13 protein-coding genes are annotated in these 16,583 nt (G+C 57.2%); 6 read left to right on the top strand and 7 right to left on the bottom strand.

Features of this window, described 5'->3' with window-relative positions; genetic code table 11:
* The 4 genes from K334_RS0104920 to K334_RS0104905 are packed head-to-tail and all read left to right on the top strand — an operon-like array spanning window position 1 to window position 5,183.
* Window positions 1-1,602, top strand: a complete 1,602-nt coding sequence (locus tag K334_RS0104920) for a RagB/SusD family nutrient uptake outer membrane protein (protein WP_027444598.1) — start codon at window positions 1-3, stop codon at window positions 1,600-1,602.
* A 19-nt stretch (window positions 1,603-1,621) separates the two neighbouring features.
* Entirely contained in the window at window positions 1,622-2,536 is a 915-nt protein-coding gene (locus K334_RS0104915) for a zinc-binding metallopeptidase (RefSeq protein WP_021589028.1), read from the top strand.
* A gap of 19 nt (window positions 2,537-2,555) precedes the next feature.
* Window positions 2,556-4,076: a DUF4302 domain-containing protein gene (locus tag K334_RS14175; protein WP_025880338.1), complete on the top strand. Its 1,521-nt coding sequence runs from the start codon at window positions 2,556-2,558 to the stop codon at window positions 4,074-4,076.
* 12 nt (window positions 4,077-4,088) lie between these two features.
* Window positions 4,089-5,183 (top strand): BACON domain-containing protein, encoded by a 1,095-nt coding sequence (locus K334_RS0104905; RefSeq protein ID WP_081658032.1) that lies wholly within the window; start codon window positions 4,089-4,091, stop codon window positions 5,181-5,183.
* A gap of 122 nt (window positions 5,184-5,305) precedes the next feature.
* Here the strand turns inward: K334_RS0104905 and K334_RS0104900 are convergent, their stop codons facing one another.
* Complete coding sequence (locus tag K334_RS0104900) at window positions 5,306-5,782, bottom strand: Lrp/AsnC family transcriptional regulator (protein WP_025880342.1); 477 nt, start codon at window positions 5,780-5,782, stop codon at window positions 5,306-5,308.
* Window positions 5,783-5,958: 176 nt separating this feature from the next.
* Here K334_RS0104900 and K334_RS0104895 point away from each other — a divergent pair, with 176 nt between their 5' ends.
* Complete coding sequence (locus K334_RS0104895) at window positions 5,959-7,083, top strand: 5-methyltetrahydropteroyltriglutamate--homocysteine S-methyltransferase (protein WP_025880344.1); 1,125 nt, start codon at window positions 5,959-5,961, stop codon at window positions 7,081-7,083.
* 259 nt (window positions 7,084-7,342) lie between these two features.
* Complete coding sequence (locus K334_RS0104890) at window positions 7,343-7,897, top strand: NUDIX hydrolase (protein ID WP_025880345.1); 555 nt, start codon at window positions 7,343-7,345, stop codon at window positions 7,895-7,897.
* 43 nt (window positions 7,898-7,940) lie between these two features.
* Here the strand turns inward: K334_RS0104890 and K334_RS0104885 are convergent, their stop codons facing one another.
* The 6 genes from K334_RS0104885 to K334_RS0104860 are packed head-to-tail and all read right to left on the bottom strand — an operon-like array spanning window position 7,941 to window position 16,564.
* The gene (locus tag K334_RS0104885; protein ID WP_027444597.1) at window positions 7,941-9,191 is read right to left on the bottom strand and encodes a DUF1302 family protein; all 1,251 of its coding nucleotides are present in this window, start codon (window positions 9,189-9,191) and stop codon (window positions 7,941-7,943) included.
* A gap of 1 nt (window position 9,192) precedes the next feature.
* Window positions 9,193-9,972, bottom strand: coding sequence for an outer membrane lipoprotein-sorting protein (locus K334_RS0104880; protein ID WP_025880346.1), 780 nt, complete (start codon window positions 9,970-9,972; stop codon window positions 9,193-9,195).
* Window positions 9,973-10,029: 57 nt separating this feature from the next.
* Window positions 10,030-12,390: an efflux RND transporter permease subunit gene (locus K334_RS0104875; RefSeq protein ID WP_025880348.1), complete on the bottom strand. Its 2,361-nt coding sequence runs from the start codon at window positions 12,388-12,390 to the stop codon at window positions 10,030-10,032.
* A complete protein-coding gene (locus K334_RS0104870; RefSeq protein ID WP_025880349.1) occupies window positions 12,387-14,141 on the bottom strand; it encodes an ABC transporter ATP-binding protein in 1,755 nt (584 codons plus the stop codon). Before K334_RS0104870 ends, K334_RS0104875 begins: the two co-directional genes overlap by 4 nt.
* A 22-nt stretch (window positions 14,142-14,163) precedes the next feature.
* On the bottom strand, window positions 14,164-15,915 hold the full coding sequence (locus K334_RS0104865) for an ABC transporter ATP-binding protein (protein WP_027444596.1): 1,752 nt from the start codon (window positions 15,913-15,915) through the stop codon (window positions 14,164-14,166).
* Between the two features lie 34 nt (window positions 15,916-15,949).
* Complete coding sequence (locus tag K334_RS0104860; RefSeq protein ID WP_025880350.1) at window positions 15,950-16,564, bottom strand: TetR/AcrR family transcriptional regulator; 615 nt, start codon at window positions 16,562-16,564, stop codon at window positions 15,950-15,952.
* Between the last annotated feature and the right edge of the window lie 19 nt (window positions 16,565-16,583).

Here is a 16,583-nt window from a genome sequence, read left to right as displayed (position 1 = left end):
ATGAACAAGAAGATATATATATACGGTGTGGCGTTGCTGGGCCTGCTTTCGCTGAGCGCCTGTAATGGTTTCCTCGACAAAATGCCCGACAACCGTGCTGAAATAGACAAGGAGGATGAGGTGCAGAAGATGTTGGTGTCGGCCTATCCCGACCACGACTACCTCGTCGTCAACGAGTTGATGTCGGACAACACCGACCGTTACATGGAGAACAACCCCAATACTTCGCGCTACTATGAAAGCGTCTACAGCTGGAGTGACGTGACAGAGTCGGACAATGAAAGCTCGGCGCGGTTCTGGACAGGCTGCTACGATTGTATCTCCAACGCCAACCTGGCACTCGAAGGCATAGAGAAGCAGGGTGGAGCCATCACGCCAACGCTGCGTGAAGCCAAGGCCGAGGCGTTGCTTTGCAGGGCTTTCAACCATTTCCTGCTGGTCAACGAGTTTTGCATGGCCTACAACAGCGAGACGAGCAAGACCGATTTGGGCGTGCCATACAGGGTAGTTCCCGAGACGGAACTGAACCCGAAAGGCGACCGAGGCACCGTGGCCGGCGTCTATGAGAAGATTGAACGCGACCTCAAGGAGGCTTTGCCGATGATGGGCGAGAGCTATTTCAAGGTGCCCAAGTACCATTTCAACATGCGGGCCGCCTATGCCTTTGCCTGCCGTTTCTACCTTTACAAGGAGGAGTGGGCCGAAGCCGAGCGGTATGCCACGCTCTGTCTGGGAGCCGACCCGTCGGCCATTCTGCGCGATTATGAGAAGATGGGCACGCTGCCCAACGACTATGCAGTACGCGTCAACCACTATTCTGCCACCGATGTGGCGGCCAACCTGCTGCTGACCACGACCTACGGAAGTCCGGGCCGCGTGTTGGCCAACTCGAGTTCGGCCAAGAAGTTCGCCCACGTTCCTTACATTGCGGAGCACGAGGACATTGCGGCCAACCACATCTGGGGCCCCACCTCCACCTCGTCGTTCTACGACAGGGGCCATTCTTATAATGGATCGAACTTCAGCTACGTGATTTTCTGGCGTTTCCCGCGTGACTTCGAGTACACGAACCCTGTGGCCGGAACGGGCTATCACCGCAGTGTCTACCCGCTGTTCACCACCGACGAGTGTCTGCTCAACCGTGCTGAGGCCCGCATCATGCAGAACAAGCTGAACGAGGCGGCTGCCGACTTGACGCTGTGGATGCGCAACTGCGTGAAGGCGGCTGCGGGACAGACGCTGACGCCGGCCTCCATCCAGGCTTTCTATTCGTCGGTGAACTACAGTTATGACGGCGATCCGCTGATTTCCACCATCAAGAAGCACCTGCATCCGCACTTCAACATCGGCGAGGAAGGCGGCGTCGTGGAGAGCATGTTGCAATGCGTGCTCGACTTCCGTCGCATAGAGACGCTGCACATGGGGCTCCGCTGGTTCGACATCAAGCGCTATCGCATCGTGATTCCGCGCCGCACCATCGACGCGTCGGGCAACCCCGCCTCCATCGAAGACCAGCTGACGCAGGACGATCCGCGCCGTGCCATCCAGATTCCGCAAAAGGCTCGCGACGCGGGCATGGCGCCAAATCCACGCAACAACTAACTTATAAACAAGGAATCGTATGAAAACATTCTTTTTAAATATCCTATTGTGCGCTGCCGCAGGGCTGGGCCTGGCGGCTTGCAGCGAAGAGAAACTGAGCGATGAGAGCGTCATCGTCGAGACGAAAGTAGAGGAGACGGCGTTCGACAAGTGGCTGACGGCCAACTTCGTGAACACTTACAACATCAACTTCGAGTATCGCTTTGCCGACAACCAGGCCGACATGGGCTACTACACCGTGCCGGCCAGGCTGGAGGAGTCGGTCAAGATGGCGCATCTGCTCAAGCACGTGTGTCTGGAAACATACGACGAAGTGGCCGGAATCAACTTCACTCGCGCCAATTTCCCCAAGCACATCTTCCTCATCGGCGAATGGCAATACAAGAACAACGGCACTTTCATCCTCGGAACGGCCGAGGGCGGCAAGAAGATTTACCTGACAGGTGTCAACGACTTGAGCACCCATCTCTCGTCCGCGGCCGACCTCAACTATTATTATCTCAAGACGATTCACCACGAGTTCACCCACATTCTCAACCAGAACAAGCCTTATCAGAACGATTTCAGGAAGATTTCGGACACCGGTTACGTGAACGATGAGTGGAACGTGGCCCCCAACGACACGGGCTACCTGCACCGTGGCTTCATCTCGGCCTACTCCCAAGACGACGACCGTGAGGATTATGCCGAACTGTTGTCCATCTACGTGACCAGCACGCCCGAGCAATGGGAGACCTGGATGGTGGAAGCTGCCAAGGGAACGGTGAACGGCGTGACGGGCAGACAGCTGATAGAGCAGAAGCTTGAGATGGTGAGAAACTACATGAAAGACTCCTGGGGCGTCGTGCTGGACGAGCTTCGTGCCGCCATTCTGCGTCGTCAACAAGACGTGATGACAGGCAAGGTCAGCCTGACCGACCTGAAAGTGGAATAACCTTTTAAACGTAACGATTATGAAAAGAACAACGATATTGACGTTCATGCTGGTCTTGGGGGCGGCCACGCTCTTGCAGTCGTGCCTGAAAAACCAAGAGGATTTGTTCGACAAGCCGTCCTCCCTGCGCATGAACGATTACCTGACCAAGGCCCAGACCACGCTGACAGGGGCCTCAAACGGCTGGGTTTTCGAATACTATCCCGGCAAGACGCAGGGCTACGGCGGCTTCACCTACACGCTGAAGTTCAACACCAACGGCACGGTCGAGGCCCGCAAGGAAGGCGTGAAGACAGCGGAGACTACCGGATACAGCCTGAAGTCGGACGCCGGTCCTGTCCTCTCGTTCGACACCTACAGCACGCTGCTCCATGAATATGCCACTCCTTCGAGCGGCGCCTACCAGGCCAAGCAGGGCGATTACGAGTTTGTCATCGACAGTATCGGCGACGATGTCATCAAAATGCACGGCAAACGCATCGGCAACACCATGTATCTCTACAAGCTGAACGAGAGCGCCGAAGCCTATTTGTCGAAGGTCGAGCACCAGCGCGACCTGTTCTGGTACGACCATACGGAAGGAACCATCGGCACGGAGACCGCCCGTCAGACCTTCGACCTGGGCTCCCGCCAGATGAACATCGGCGGAAACGACGTGGCCTACACGTTCACCGACAAGGGAATCAGGCTCTACCAGCCCGTCGAAGTGGGTGGAAAGAGCGTGCGCAACTTCCAGAACGACGACGCCACCATGCAGCTGAAGTGCGTGGACGACGGCGCGACCGACGTCGCTCTCAAGGGAACACTGTCGTCATCCTACCTTCCCGGCCTGCTGGGCGCTGTGAACGGAGCCATCCGTCTGGGCGACGACGAGTTGACAAAGACCGTCGTCATGTCGCATCTCAAGGACTTCAAGATCGAGCAGACGGGTGATTGGTTCACCTTGGAGGCCAACGGCGAGAACGCGAAACTCACCTTCACGGGCAACAATACGGGCCATGTGCGCCTGGGAAAGGTGAACTATTCGCTGGGCGACGTGAAGGGAACGATCGACATCGTGCAGTCTGACTTCAATAAAGACATCGTCGGCAACTACGAACTGCGCTACGACCTGGGCACCGACGAGGGCAAGGTGGACGCCTGGATCACGGCCGACCGCAAGCTCTACTTCATGTGTGGAGCCGACACTTTGCACATATCACTCAGGACGCCGACCAGCTCTTCCATCTCCATGGAGTGTGGACAGTATCTCGGCGAGTATACCGACACGGAAGGGAAGAAGTTCTATTGCTACGACATCTTCCTGGACGCGGAGGGCAAATATTGGACGGGCTACAACCGCGGCTACTTCTACAACGGCACGTTCACCTATTCCGACGCGACGAAACAGCAGACCTGCACCTTCAGCGGCCATTTCGGAAGCCGCGAAATCGGCATGTTCACGGTGTCGGCCTTCTCTCCGAAGAGCATGACCAAGGCCAATTACAAGGGAGATGTGCTGTCGTTCAAGGCACCTTATCTGGTCAAGAAACCCAACTAAAACGTGAAAACAATGAAGAGAAAAGTCTTTAGTTCAATGATACTGTTGCTGGGCATGGTCTTCTTTGCGGCCTGCTCCGACGACAACAGCAAGGAAGTGGACTGGCGTTCGCCAATCAAGATCGTCAATTCCGACATCCTTTTCGAGGGCGGCAAGGCCACGGGCGGCCTCCGCGTGGCGGCCCCCGCAGCCATCACCGCTCAGATTTCGGCCTCATGGTGCCACATCGCGGTCGTCAACGGCGACTCCATCACCGTCAGCGTAGACGAGAACAAGGAGATTGCAGGGCGTTCGGCCGCCATCCGCATCAGCTGCGGCGACCAGTCGCTGGACGCCGTCGTGCAGCAGAAGGGACTTTCGTTCCTGCCCCATCTGGTGTCCACGCTCTCGCTGGAAAGCGACCACAGCGTCATGAAGTTCTACGTGAAGCATACGTCCGACGCCAAGGCGTGGAGCGATGTGGCCTGGTTGAAGGCCTCGGTCGACGGCGACAGCCTGGTCGTGGAGACCTCCGAGAACGCGGGCACGGCCGGACGGCCGGGCAAGGTCTACGTGCAGTCGGGCCCCTACACCGATTCGATGGAGGTGTACCAGGCCTACAGCTTCGACAAGGCCTATCTTCAGACCTACAATCTGATGTATCATGTGAAGTCGGCATGGAAGTCCGTGCCGGTGGAACTGGCCAAAGCGGCGGATGGAAGCTATCTCCTGCGGTTTGCAGACAAGAACAACGCCCACCTCGTCGACCTGGCTTTCCCCGTGGAAGTGGACAAAACCAAGATGACATTCTCCATCGCCAACCTCTCCCTGCTGGGCAGCAAGGACTACAAGGGCAAGACCTACAGGATCATGACGCTCATCATGGGCTTGAAGAAAGGCACCACTTCCGTCTATCGCTACAAGGACGCGAGCATCAAGGTGGTGGCCTCTCCGAAGGTCGTCGACGGCAAAGTCAACTGGAACTTCACGCCGAACGAGTCGTTCGACTCGTCCGTCTACGAGTTCGCGCAGATTCGTCTGGCCCTGTCGAAGGACGGAACCTACAGCGGCTACACCACGCCCGCCTGGCTAGACCTGCCCAGTCTCTATCTTGTCCAGGCCGACTGAAGCTGCAGGAGACATCCCAAACCAATCTAACGGAACGACCTTTGCAAAACACGAGAAGCGCGAATCCATCATGGGTTCGCGCTTCTTGCTTCTTGCGGAGGCCGCCGCCGCCCGCCGTCCGCTCACTTCATGACCACCGGCACGGCGTGGGTGTTCTTGATTTCGCCGATGACGAAGACGCTGTGGAGGCTTCCGATGCACTCCATGCGGCCCAGCGTGTTGAGCATGAACTGCTGGTAGGCCTTCATGTCGTGGGCATACACCTTGACGAGAAAGTCGAAGTCGCCGCTGGTGTTGTAGCATTCGGTGATCTCCTCGATGTTCTGCACGGCGTCCATGAACTCCTGGATGAACGCCTGCGAATGCTGTTTCAGCCGGATGTTGCACAGCACGATAATGCCGTTGCCCACCTTCTTGCGGTCGACGATGGCCATGTAGCGTTCGATGTAGCCCTCCCGTTCCAGGCGTTTCTGCCGCTCGAAAGTGGGCGAGGGCGACAGGTGGACGCGCGCGGCCAGCTCCTTGACCGTCAGGTGGGCGTCGCGCTGCAGCTGCCGTAGAATCTTGATGTCGATGTCGTCGAGTCTTTCTTCTGTCATTTCTTGTTTTTACTGTTTTAAAGGATGATATTCTGTCAAATGGATGAATATGTGGCAAAAGTAGCATAATCTTCCGTTATGCGCAAAATATTTGCTCATTAAGTGCAGACCGCTTACCTTTGCATTCGTCAAAGTGACGCCAACACAAAGTCAAACATATTTTATAAGAGAGAAAAATGAGCCAACAAACGATTCAAACCCCGTTCAGAGCCGACGTCGTGGGCAGCTTCCTGCGCCCCGAAGCGTTGAAGAAAGCTCGCAAGGACTTTGAGGAAGGCCGCATCACGGCCACGCAGTTGAGAGAAATCGAAGATCAGTTGATCACCGACTTGATAGCCAAGCAGAAGGCCCATGGCCTGAAGGCGATCACCGACGGTGAGTTCCGCCGCGCCTATTGGCACCTGGATTTCATGTGGGGCTTCGAGGGAATAGAGCACATCGAGCTGGCCCACGGCTACCAATTCCACGGCGAGGAGACGACGAAAGGCTCCATCCGGCTGACAGGTCGCATCGGCGGCCACGCCCATCCGTTCGTCGAAGACTACAAGTTCGTGAAGCAGTTCGAAGAGGAAGGCATTGTGGCCAAGCAGACGCTGCCGGCTCCGGCCCAGCTGCTGGCCGAGCTTTTCCGTGGCGACAACACGCTCAACACGCTGCGTGTCTATCCCGACGGCGGCCAGCTGGAGTACGACATTGCCGCAGCCTACCGCCAGGTGATTCTCGACCTGTACGCCGCCGGCTGCCGCAACGTGCAGCTCGACGACTGCACCTGGGGCATGATCGTGGACGGCGACTATTGGAAAAGCAAGATGAACGCCAACTTCAGCCTGGAGACCGACGCCGAACGCTACCTGCGTGTCAACAATCTTGCGCTGGAAAACCTGCCCGACGACCTCGTCGTCAACACCCACGTGTGCCGCGGCAACTACCATTCCACCTATGCCTGCCGTGGCGCCTACGACCCCGTGGCGCCCTATCTCTTCGCCCGGGCCAATGTGGACGCCTTCTACTTGGAGTTCGACGACGAGCGGTCGGGTGGCTTCGAACCGCTGAAGTATGTACCGGCGGGCAAGAAGGTGGTGCTCGGTCTCGTCACCACCAAGTCGCCCGTGCTCGAAGACCGCCGTGCCGTCATCGACCGCATCCATGAGGCTGCCCGCTACGTGCCGCTCGACCATCTCTATCTCAGTCCGCAATGCGGCTTCGCCTCGTGCGAAATCGGCAACAAACTGACCGAGGAGGAGCAGTGGGCGAAGGTCGACCTGGTGTGCGACATCGCCCGCGAGGTGTGGGGCGAATAAGCTTCCGAAGCTTCCTTCCACACCATCCCCCTTCATATGGCACATCCGCCGTCCCGTCAAAGGGCAGCTTTCGTCTTGCGAAAGCTGCCCTTTTGGCTTGTAAAAAGCCTGCTTTCAGAACGTCATCGTGGTGCTTTGACGTCCTGAAAGCAGGCCTCTTGCCAAATCAAGGCGGCGCGTTGGCCGCATTGTCGTCGATTTGTGTTATCTTTACAGGCGTGAAACCGCATGTTTGTAAACCCCATATACACAAGAGACCATGAAGTTTGATGACGACGAAATGAAATGGAAAGTGCTGTCGACGGAGAATCTTATCTCGCGGCCGTGGCTCAATGTCGATCGCGACAGGGTGCAGTTGCCCGACGGGCGCATACACGACGAATACTACGTGCTGCATTATCCCACGTGGATCAACGTGATAGCCGAGACCGTCGACGGCAAGATTATCCTGGAACGGCAGTACCGTCACGGGCTGGGCGTGATGTCGACGGAGATTCCCGCGGGCTGCGTGGAGGCGGGAGAGACGCCCCTGGAGGCCGCCCGCCGTGAGCTGATGGAGGAGACGGGCTATGGCGACGGCGTGTGGACGGAGCTTCTGCGCGTGGCTCCCAATCCCGGTTCGATGGACAACCTCTGCTACAGCTACCGTGCCAAGGGCGTGGAGCGGGTGGGCGCCACGCATTTCGACGCCACGGAAGACCTGAAAGTCTATCTCGTGGACAAGGCCGAGGTGCTCGAAATGCTGAAAGCCGGCGCGTTCATGCAGGTCATGATGGCGGCTCCGCTGTGGAAGTTCTTCTATGACTTGAAGTGAATGCCGCCGCTTGCGGATGAATGGCTTTATAAACCGTCAGGCTTTAGAAGCTGTATTTCAGCTTCATCCATGTCTCCGAATTGTGGCGGTATAGGCTGAAGGTGCCCTTGTCGGCATGGAAAAAGTCGTAGCCGGCGGTCAGTTCTATCTGGTCGTTGAGGGCGTAGGCTGCCGAAAAGCGGTTGAAGACGCCGCCGTTCGTCACGTCGATATAGGCGAAAGTCGACAACTTCAGCGTGTTTCGCAGCAACTCCTTGCCGATTCTTGCCGTGGCAAGTCCCGTGTTGCGATGGGTGGCATTGCCGAGGTGACCCGACAAATGCCGATGAGCATACTGGGCACTGACATTCCAGTCGTTGCCGGGAAACCAGTCTATGCCCACGAGCGCGTGGAGCACGTTGCGCTGAAGAACATCCGTGCCCGCTATGGCCTCCTGAGCCTCATTGAAATAGCAGGCCGTTTCGCCGCGCAGCACAAACCGGCCGACTGGCAGAGAGCAGTCGGCGCCTGCCATCGTCATGCGCCGATACAGTCCGTCGATGAACAACGACTGTCCGTCGGTGCTTAAGCGGGTCGTCACGACCGGCATTTTGTTCCACGTGCGCAGGCCGCTCAGCGAGAGGTCAAGACCACTGAGGTTCAGAGTCAATCGGCCGCCGAACTCCATGTTGGCCAGCCGTTTGTCCGGTTTGCCGCTTTCCAGGTCGATGGTATAAGGCAGCGAGGAGGCTGCCGGTCGCAAAGCCCATGGATTACGTGAGTCTGTAGGCACTATACCGAAAGCACTTGTGGGGACGCACACCGCTTCCAACGTAAGGCTTCGCCACGTGTATCGGGCCCGCAGCGCATTGACGGGAATGCGAATGTCGTCGTAGTCCTGGGCCAGAAACTCGGTGTAGTCGAACGGCGACACGCAGTCGGTAATGCGCAGGGCGTCGGCCACGCCCCACACGATGATCTGTCGCCCCATGCGCAGGTCTACATTGCCTTTGGCATAGGAGAGATAAGCCTCACGCAGTTCGATACCCGTGCGGTCGTTCAGCAGGGCATTGTAGGTGGCATTCAAGGAGAGAAAGAGCGAGGCCGGGCCTTTCTCAAGCGTCACTTCGCTCCGTGCCCGTGTCCTCGACGCCATCCAGTCGGCCTTTCCCTCTGTCCTGACGGCGTGATAGCTGTCGAGAAAGCCTTTCACTCTGACCTGTAGCGACGCTTCGTCGAGCGTGTCGGTTTGCGCATGAGCCTGTGCCGAGAGCAACGGCACAAGCAGCAGAAACCATAATCGCAATACTTCCATGTCATAGTCCTTTCTCCAGTTTGGCAACGGTGAAGAGATTCGGCGCAATCTTCACGTTGAACTTCTGATTGCTCATGCGGATAATTGTCTGGTGACCTGTCTGTACATTCTCCATCTTCATGAAGTGCATGGTCCAGAATCCCTGCACTTTCTCTATATCGGAGATGGTCAAACTGCGGTGCAGCTTGTTGAGTTTGTCGTAAAATTCGGCCTTGGCCGCCATCAGGCAGTCCTGGCGAATCCACGTGATACGACGCGTGTAGATGTCGTCCTTGCCGTAAGGCACCGACTCAACAACCCAGCAGCGGTGTCCGTCAAGCGTCTCCTCGCGCAGGAAAGTATGTTTCTCCTCGTCCACGCTACGGGTGCTCATGTCGTCATAGGTGAAGTCGCTGCCCATGAAGTAGTCTGTTTTCGACGACTTTCCACTGATGCGACGAGTCTTTTTCATGGCCGGAAGGTAGAGCCATTTGTCGTCTACCTTGTCCGTGTTGTCGTAGTCCCAGGTGAGAAAGCCCGTTCCTTTCACGTCGCCGGGATAGGTGAAGAACATGATTTTCTTCGTGTCCTTTCCGATGTCCATGGCCCATGATTCCAGTTTCCTGACTCGTTTGTGCCCACTTTTCTGAATAAGCGTCATCTCGATGGTGGCATAACGGGTGTCGCCGTCGGCACGGTTTCTTACTTTCTGCATGATGTCGCGGCCCGATAGCTGGGCTGCCTGCACGCCGCCGACCGCCAGCATGGCGATGAGCGACAATATGAAGTGTCTTGTTCTCATTTTTTTAAGAGTTATTTTAGGGGATAAGGAGTTTAAAGGAGTTATCGTTCGCTGCGTTCACTGAGGAGTTCCCGTCTTCTTGTCATTCCCGAATACACGGAGATACTTGAAGAGAATGGGCGTGAGAAAGAGGTCGGCCAACAGTGCCGAAACCATGCCTGCCACGGCCAGGATTCCCCAGTTGCGTATCTGTGTGGCGTCGGAGAGGATGAAGCCGGCGAACGTTGCCGAGACGATGATGGTCGACATGACGATGGCAAGCCCTTCGGTGCGGAATGTCCGGTTGATGGCTTGCTGATAGTTGCCGTATCGGTCGTAGGCTACATGGCTGTGGTTGATGAAGTGGATGGTGTCGTCGACGGCGATACCCAGCACCATCGGGATGAGCGAGGCGGTCATCATGTCAAGCGGATAATCGAGCCAGCCCATCACGCCGCCCACTATGATGGCTGGCGCAATGTTGGGAATCATGCCGACAAGGCCCACTTTCCAGTTGCCGAAGATGAGCACGAGAATCAGTCCGATGACCAGTACCGAGAGTAACATCGACCACATCTGTCCGCGTTCCACGTATTGTTGCATCACGGTGAACTGCGGAAGGTTGCCCACTACCGTAACGTGGGCGCCGGGGAACAGCCTGCGGGCTTCTCGTTCCAGGGCGGCCATCTCCTTTTCGGCCTCGTTGGAGTTGTAGTCCTTCATCTCTATCTGTAGCCGGAACCGCTTGTAATCGTAATCCATCCAGTATTCCGACTCGGTGCCGCCGGCATTTTCGTAGAGCAGCAACAGCTGCGCCACCATGTTGGCGTCGGCGGGGATGCGATAGAACTGCTGATTGTTGCCGTTGAGTGTGCAGTTCATATCCTTCACGATGTCGGTGATGGAGTTATGGCGTTTGGTCAGTTTGTAGCCGTCGGCCGTTGCAGCCAGCCGGTCGAGCCGTTGCAGGTTCTCCGGTTTCTTGGCGTCGTTGTCGTGTGGCAGCGTAATCATGAGGTCGTAGGCATACATGGAGCCGAGTTCCGTCTGGCAGAGGTCGAGAAACTTCTTGACGTATGGAATCTTGTGGCCCATCGTCTTTTCGATGTCGAAAGCCGGCTCGATGAATAAGAGGCCGACGCCGCATAAAGCCGTAATCAGCACTGACGAGGCGATGATAGGACGATGTTTGCGCACGATGAAGCTGCCGAAACGCTCGAAGAGGTTGCCAAAGTAGCCCTCAAGGCTTTTCGACATGTTGTCGATAGGTTTGTGGTCCTTGCCAAAGGACAGCATGACGGGTGTGATGAACAGGCAAGTGAGCAATACACTCAGCAGGCACAGCGAGGTGTTGACGCCGATGGCTTTCATCGGGACAATCTTCATGGCGAGGAAAGTCATCATCGCCGCTACGGTCGTGAGGCCCGACAGGAGCACGCCCCAGCCCGTTTCACTCACAGCTTCGACGATGGCAACGCGTCGTCGGCCCGTTTCGACGAAGCGTGTCTTGAAGAAGTTGTAGAGATGGATGTTATAGGCTATGGAGCAAGCGAAGGTGAGAATCACGGCAATCATGGACGTACTCATGTCGATGTAGAGCCCTGCCCACCCAATGACGCCGAAGCCTATCACGAGCGCCAATATCGACGTGAGCAACGGTGCGACCACGCCACGCAGCGAACGGGTGACAAACAGCATGACGACGATGGAGACCATGAATGCGAATAGGAACAGCCGCCCCAACTCGCTTTGCAGATAAATGAACTTCTCATAGCCCAGATAGGGCATGCCCGAGGCGTTGGGCGAGAGTTCGGCGTATTTGGCCTTGCCGATGATGTGGCCCGCCTCCTTGCCCGTGAGCATGTCGGGTGCGATGTCACTCGTTTGCTTCCATACGCTGTCCTCAGGAAAAGGCCGTAGTTTCACCATAATCCAGGTCATCGTTGCGTCCGACGACACCATCTTCCTGGCCAGATAAGGCTTGCTGTAAGCCTTGCGCTTGATTTCTCGCAGTGCGGTCGCGTCGGTGGGAATACGCTCGGGCACGATCTGTTCGATGGTCATGCCGTCTTCCGTTCCGACGGCAAACTCAAGGTCGGTGAGCGACGTCACCTTGTCGGCGTATGACAAGCTGTCTTTCAGTTCGTTGCTGAGTTGGCGGATAAGTGTCAGGCTGCGCGTGGAGAAGAGGTCCTTGTTCCTGACCAGTACGGCCACATAGTAATCGTTGCCGAAGATGGACTTGAACTCATTCGTCTTGAGCAGCATGGGATCGTCGCCAACGAAATAGTCGTCAAAGGAGGTTCGCATCACGATGCGCTTCGTGCCCATGAACGAGAAGGCGACAACGGCCGTGAACAACGCGGTCACGATGAGGCGATGGGAGAGCGTCCACTTGGTCAGTTGCTTGAACTTATGATTGATTCTTTCGATTTTCATTGTCGTATGTTTTCTGATTTGTTGGGATGTTTGTTTTCCTGCTGCAACCTCACCATTCGGGCGAACTCGCCGCCCCGGGCCATCAGTTCGTCGGGCGCGCCCTGCTCGCTGACGGTGCCGCCGTCGAGCACCACGATGTGGTCGGCATTGCGGACGGTGCGCATGCGGTGGGCGATGATGATGACGGTCTTGTCGCGCACCAGTTCGGAAATGCCCGCCTGTATCTTCGTTTCGTTCTCGGCGTCGAGGCTGGCGGTGGCTTCATCCAGCAGGATGACGGGCGCGTTCTTCAGCAACGCTCGTGCGATGGAGATGCGCTGACGCTCCCCTCCCGATAGCGTTTCGCCGTTCTCGCCGATGATCGTATGGTATCCCTGCGGCATGCGGCCGATGAAGTCGTCGCATTGGGCCAGCCTTGCCACGCGGCGCACTTCCTCGTCGGTGGCGTCGCGCTTACCGATGCGGATGTTGTCGGCGATGGAGGCGTTGAACAGCAGCACGTCCTGGAAGACGATGGCGTAGTTTTTCAACAACGTCTCTGGGTCGATGGCGGCGATGTCGCAGCCTCCGAGCAGAATTTGTCCGCCGTCGATGTCCCAGAATCGCGCGGCCAGTTTGGCGGTGGTGCTCTTCCCTCCGCCCGACGGACCTACGAGAGCTGTCACCGTTCCCTGGCGAGCTGTGAAGGAAACGTCGTGCAGCACCTGCTTCCGAGCTTCGTAGGCGAAGCTGACATGACGGAACTCGATGTCGTAATTGCTCATCTCCACGTCCTTGCTCCCTTCCTGTGTCGGCATGGATTCGATCTCTTTCATGCGGTCGATGCGCACATCGAGAAACGCAAGGATGGCCAGATGGGCGCACACTTCCTGTATCGGATTGTAGACCATGGCGGAGACAATGAGGAACGCCAGGTAGACGAATAGCGACACATCGCCGCGTTGCAGCAGCCACGCGCCCAGCAGAATGACCGTCGGCATGCCCAGTTTGAGCAGCATGGCGGCGAGATTGAGAAAGACGCCGGCCGCCAGTTCGCCCTGAACCAGTGCCTTTTCGTAATCCTTCAGCCTAAGGTCAAAGCTGTGGCAGTATGCCTGTTCGCCGCTGTACGACTTGATTTCCTGGACGCATTCCAGTCCTTCCTGAATCTGCTCGGTGACGCCGCGCTTCACGTGATAGTGTTCTGAAAACACCTTGTCGAGCCGACGTCTCGACAACTGCAGCGTGGCGAAGGCGAGCGGGACGACCCAGAAGAGCGCGGAGGCCAGTCGCCAATCGTAGCAGAACAGGCCGACGGCAATGAGAAGCATGCTCAACACCGAGGCGAACAGCTGGGGAACGGCGTGCGAGAAGGTGTGTTCCAGCTCCGTGCAGTCCTCCATCACGGTCGACGTGAGGTCGGAAAGATTGCGTTCTCCGAAGAAGGCCAGGGGCAGACGGCGCAGCTTTTCGGCCATGCTGATGCGGCGTTGCGCGCTCTCGGTGTAGATGGTGGTGTAGGTGCTGTCGTACTGTCGGCGGGCCACGATGAACATGACGGCCGCCAGTGCCGCGGCCAGGAGCAGGTAGAACCACAGCGTGTGGCGTGGCGTCAGGGGCTGCGTGCCGATGTATTCCATGAGGAAGAGAAACAAGTAGGTGGGCGGTACCATCAACGCAAGGTTGAGCAGCGTGGAGAAGGCAATGCCTCGCCGCAAGTCTTTTGCCCCTTTTTCCGACAGGGCGAAACGGTTTTGAAAGTATCCGGTCATAGTTGTATGTCTTTTTGAATGGTTATAGTTTCCACGCCACCGCTTTCTGGTATTCGTTCCACATATTATAATAGAGCGCTTTGCGGGCCATCAGCTGCTCGTGCGTGCCCTGTTCGGCTATGCTGCCGCGGTCGACGACCACGATGTTGTCGGCATCCTGCACGGTGGTCAGCCGGTGGGCGATCATCAGCACGGTCTTGCCGCCGGTGAGATATGCAAGCGCCTGGCGGATGAGATGCTCGTTTTCGGGGTCGGCAAAGGCCGTGGCCTCATCGAGCACCACGATGGGCGCGTTCTTGAGGATGGCGCGTGCGAGGACGATGCGCTGCTGTTCGCCGCCCGAGAGGTAAGTGCCTTCGGCTCCGATGACGGTGTTCAGCCCCTCCGGCAGTCGGTCGACGATCTCGCGACTCTGCGACAGGTTGATGGCGCGGTTCACCTCGTCGGGTGTCGCTTCGGGGCTGCCGTAGCGCACGTTCTCCAAGATTGTGGTCTTGAAGAGGCGCGTGTTCTGGAAGACGAACGACACGCTGCGCATCAGTTCGGCCTTATCCATCCGGCGCACGTCGACGCCGCCGATGCTCAAAGCCCCTTCGCGCACATCCCAGAAGCGGGGGATGAGCCTTGCGATGGTAGTCTTTCCGCTGCCCGAAGCGCCAACGAGCGCCACCGTCTTGCCTTCGGGAATGACGAGGTCGATGTGGCTCACGGCGTCTTGCTCCGCCCCTTCGTAGCGGAACGACACGTCATGGAGGCGGATGTCGAACGTCTTGGGCCGTTCTGGCGCCATGCAGTCGGGAAGCGGGGGCGCGGCGGTGAGGCTCTCCAAGCGGTCTACGGCCTCGTTGGCCAAGAAGAGATTTTGGCTGAGATACATGATTTTCATTACGTTGGCGGCGATGATGGGCGCAATCACGACGTAGAGGAACAGGTCGGAAACGACCACCGCCGGCTGGTCGCCGTGGGCTATCAGGATGATTCCCGTGGGGACGAGGAAAAAGGCGGAGGCGTTGATGGCCACGGTGTAGGCCGACATGGGCGTGCGCCACAGGAGCGTGCACCTGATGACGAGGTCGCGATAGTTGATGATACTGTCGTGGAAGCGCTTGAACGAGAACACCGTCTGCTGGAAGACCTTCACGACGGGAATGCCGCGCACGTATTCCACCGCCTCCGAACTCATCTTTTCCTGCGCGTCGAGATACAATCGCTGGAAATGATTGTTCTTCGGATTCATCATGTAGCCCATGATACCGAAGGCGCAGACAATCGGTATCATCGAGGCAAGCCCCAGTTGCCAGTCTACTACAAGCATGAGAATGATGACACCGAGCGGCGCGACAATGCTTCCCGCTACATCGGGCAGTATGTGCGCCACGAACGTATGCGTCTGTCCGGAGTCTTCGTCTATGATCTTTCGCATGCGTCCGGTGTTTTGGGTGTCGAAGAATCCCAGCGGAACGCGCATGAGCCGCTCCATCGCCGTGCGCCGCATGTTGGTCTCCACACGGAAAGCGGCAAGGTGGGAGAGCATGAGCACGGTGAAGTAGAGCAGCACATTGACCACCGAAACCACGAGTGCCGCGATGGCATAGCCCCATACGGGAGCGTCGACGAGGCTTTCGGCCGTGAACAGTGTGCGTATCACGAGCCACAGAAGGATGAAAGGGACGAGCGACAGCAGTCCGTTGACTGCCGACAGCACGACGGAGCAGGGGAGCAGCAGCTTGCGTCCGCCCATGTAAGCCCCCAAACGTTTGAGTGTCTTTATCATATCATTGAGTGTTTGGAAATTGATTGTTTGAAAGTTATGGCTTCATCAGCGCTTTCCAGCCGGCCGTGCTGTAGATGGCATACTGCCTGAGCGCGTGGGCTATTTCACGGTCGTCGTATTCTTCGTGCTCCACTAGTTCGGAAAAGAGGGTCGTCCAGGTGGAACAGGCGATGTGGAGGAAGAATGGCGAGATGTCGATGTTGATGTGGGGATAGCGCTCTTTCATCAGCCGGAGGTATTCTTTGCCGATGTGGGCCTGGTGATTCGTGATGCGGTCGGTGTAGCCTTCCAATGAAGTTCCTTCGGCATTGAAGAGCAACAGGCGCAGTTCGGGACGGAAGTTCTTGACCAGTGTCTTCATGGCTTGGATGTGCTCGTCTTGGAACTCGTTCACATTGAAGATGTCGATGCTTAGATGTCGCTCTTCATTGTGCGACAGAAGATAGCGGTCGAGGGCGTCGACGAGCGGCTTGAGCACAGCGCGGAACAATTCGTCCTTGCTTCTGAAGTAGTTGTATAGGTTGCCGGTGGCAATGCCGGACTTCCTTGCCACGGAGCGGATGGACGTGTTTCGCACGCCGTGGGTGACAAACTCCTGGCGGGCTGCCGTCAGAATGCGTTGCCGGATGTCATCTTTCAATGTCTGCATAGGCCGTTTAGAGAAGCAA

This window comes from Segatella baroniae DSM 16972 = JCM 13447, from assembly GCF_000426585.1.
Lineage (GTDB): Bacteria > Bacteroidota > Bacteroidia > Bacteroidales > Bacteroidaceae > Prevotella > Prevotella baroniae.
This window is presented reverse-complemented; position numbering and strand designations above follow the sequence as displayed.

Excerpts from the sequence above, each read along its gene's own strand:
- K334_RS0104920 (WP_027444598.1), top strand. The coding sequence starts at position 1 with ATGAACAAGAAGATATATATATACGGTGTGGCGTTGCTGGGCCTGCTT.
- K334_RS0104915 (WP_021589028.1), top strand. The coding sequence starts at position 1,622 with ATGAAAACATTCTTTTTAAATATCCTATTGTGCGCTGCCGCAGGGCTG.
- K334_RS14175 (WP_025880338.1), top strand. The coding sequence starts at position 2,556 with ATGAAAAGAACAACGATATTGACGTTCATGCTGGTCTTGGGGGCGGCC.
- K334_RS0104905 (WP_081658032.1), top strand. The coding sequence starts at position 4,089 with ATGAAGAGAAAAGTCTTTAGTTCAATGATACTGTTGCTGGGCATGGTC.
- K334_RS0104900 (WP_025880342.1), bottom strand. The coding sequence starts at position 5,782 with ATGACAGAAGAAAGACTCGACGACATCGACATCAAGATTCTACGGCAG.
- K334_RS0104895 (WP_025880344.1), top strand. The coding sequence starts at position 5,959 with ATGAGCCAACAAACGATTCAAACCCCGTTCAGAGCCGACGTCGTGGGC.
- K334_RS0104890 (WP_025880345.1), top strand. The coding sequence starts at position 7,343 with ATGAAGTTTGATGACGACGAAATGAAATGGAAAGTGCTGTCGACGGAG.
- K334_RS0104885 (WP_027444597.1), bottom strand. The coding sequence starts at position 9,191 with ATGGAAGTATTGCGATTATGGTTTCTGCTGCTTGTGCCGTTGCTCTCG.
- K334_RS0104880 (WP_025880346.1), bottom strand. The coding sequence starts at position 9,972 with ATGAGAACAAGACACTTCATATTGTCGCTCATCGCCATGCTGGCGGTC.
- K334_RS0104875 (WP_025880348.1), bottom strand. The coding sequence starts at position 12,390 with ATGAAAATCGAAAGAATCAATCATAAGTTCAAGCAACTGACCAAGTGG.
- K334_RS0104870 (WP_025880349.1), bottom strand. The coding sequence starts at position 14,141 with ATGACCGGATACTTTCAAAACCGTTTCGCCCTGTCGGAAAAAGGGGCA.
- K334_RS0104865 (WP_027444596.1), bottom strand. The coding sequence starts at position 15,915 with ATGATAAAGACACTCAAACGTTTGGGGGCTTACATGGGCGGACGCAAG.
- K334_RS0104860 (WP_025880350.1), bottom strand. The coding sequence starts at position 16,564 with ATGCAGACATTGAAAGATGACATCCGGCAACGCATTCTGACGGCAGCC.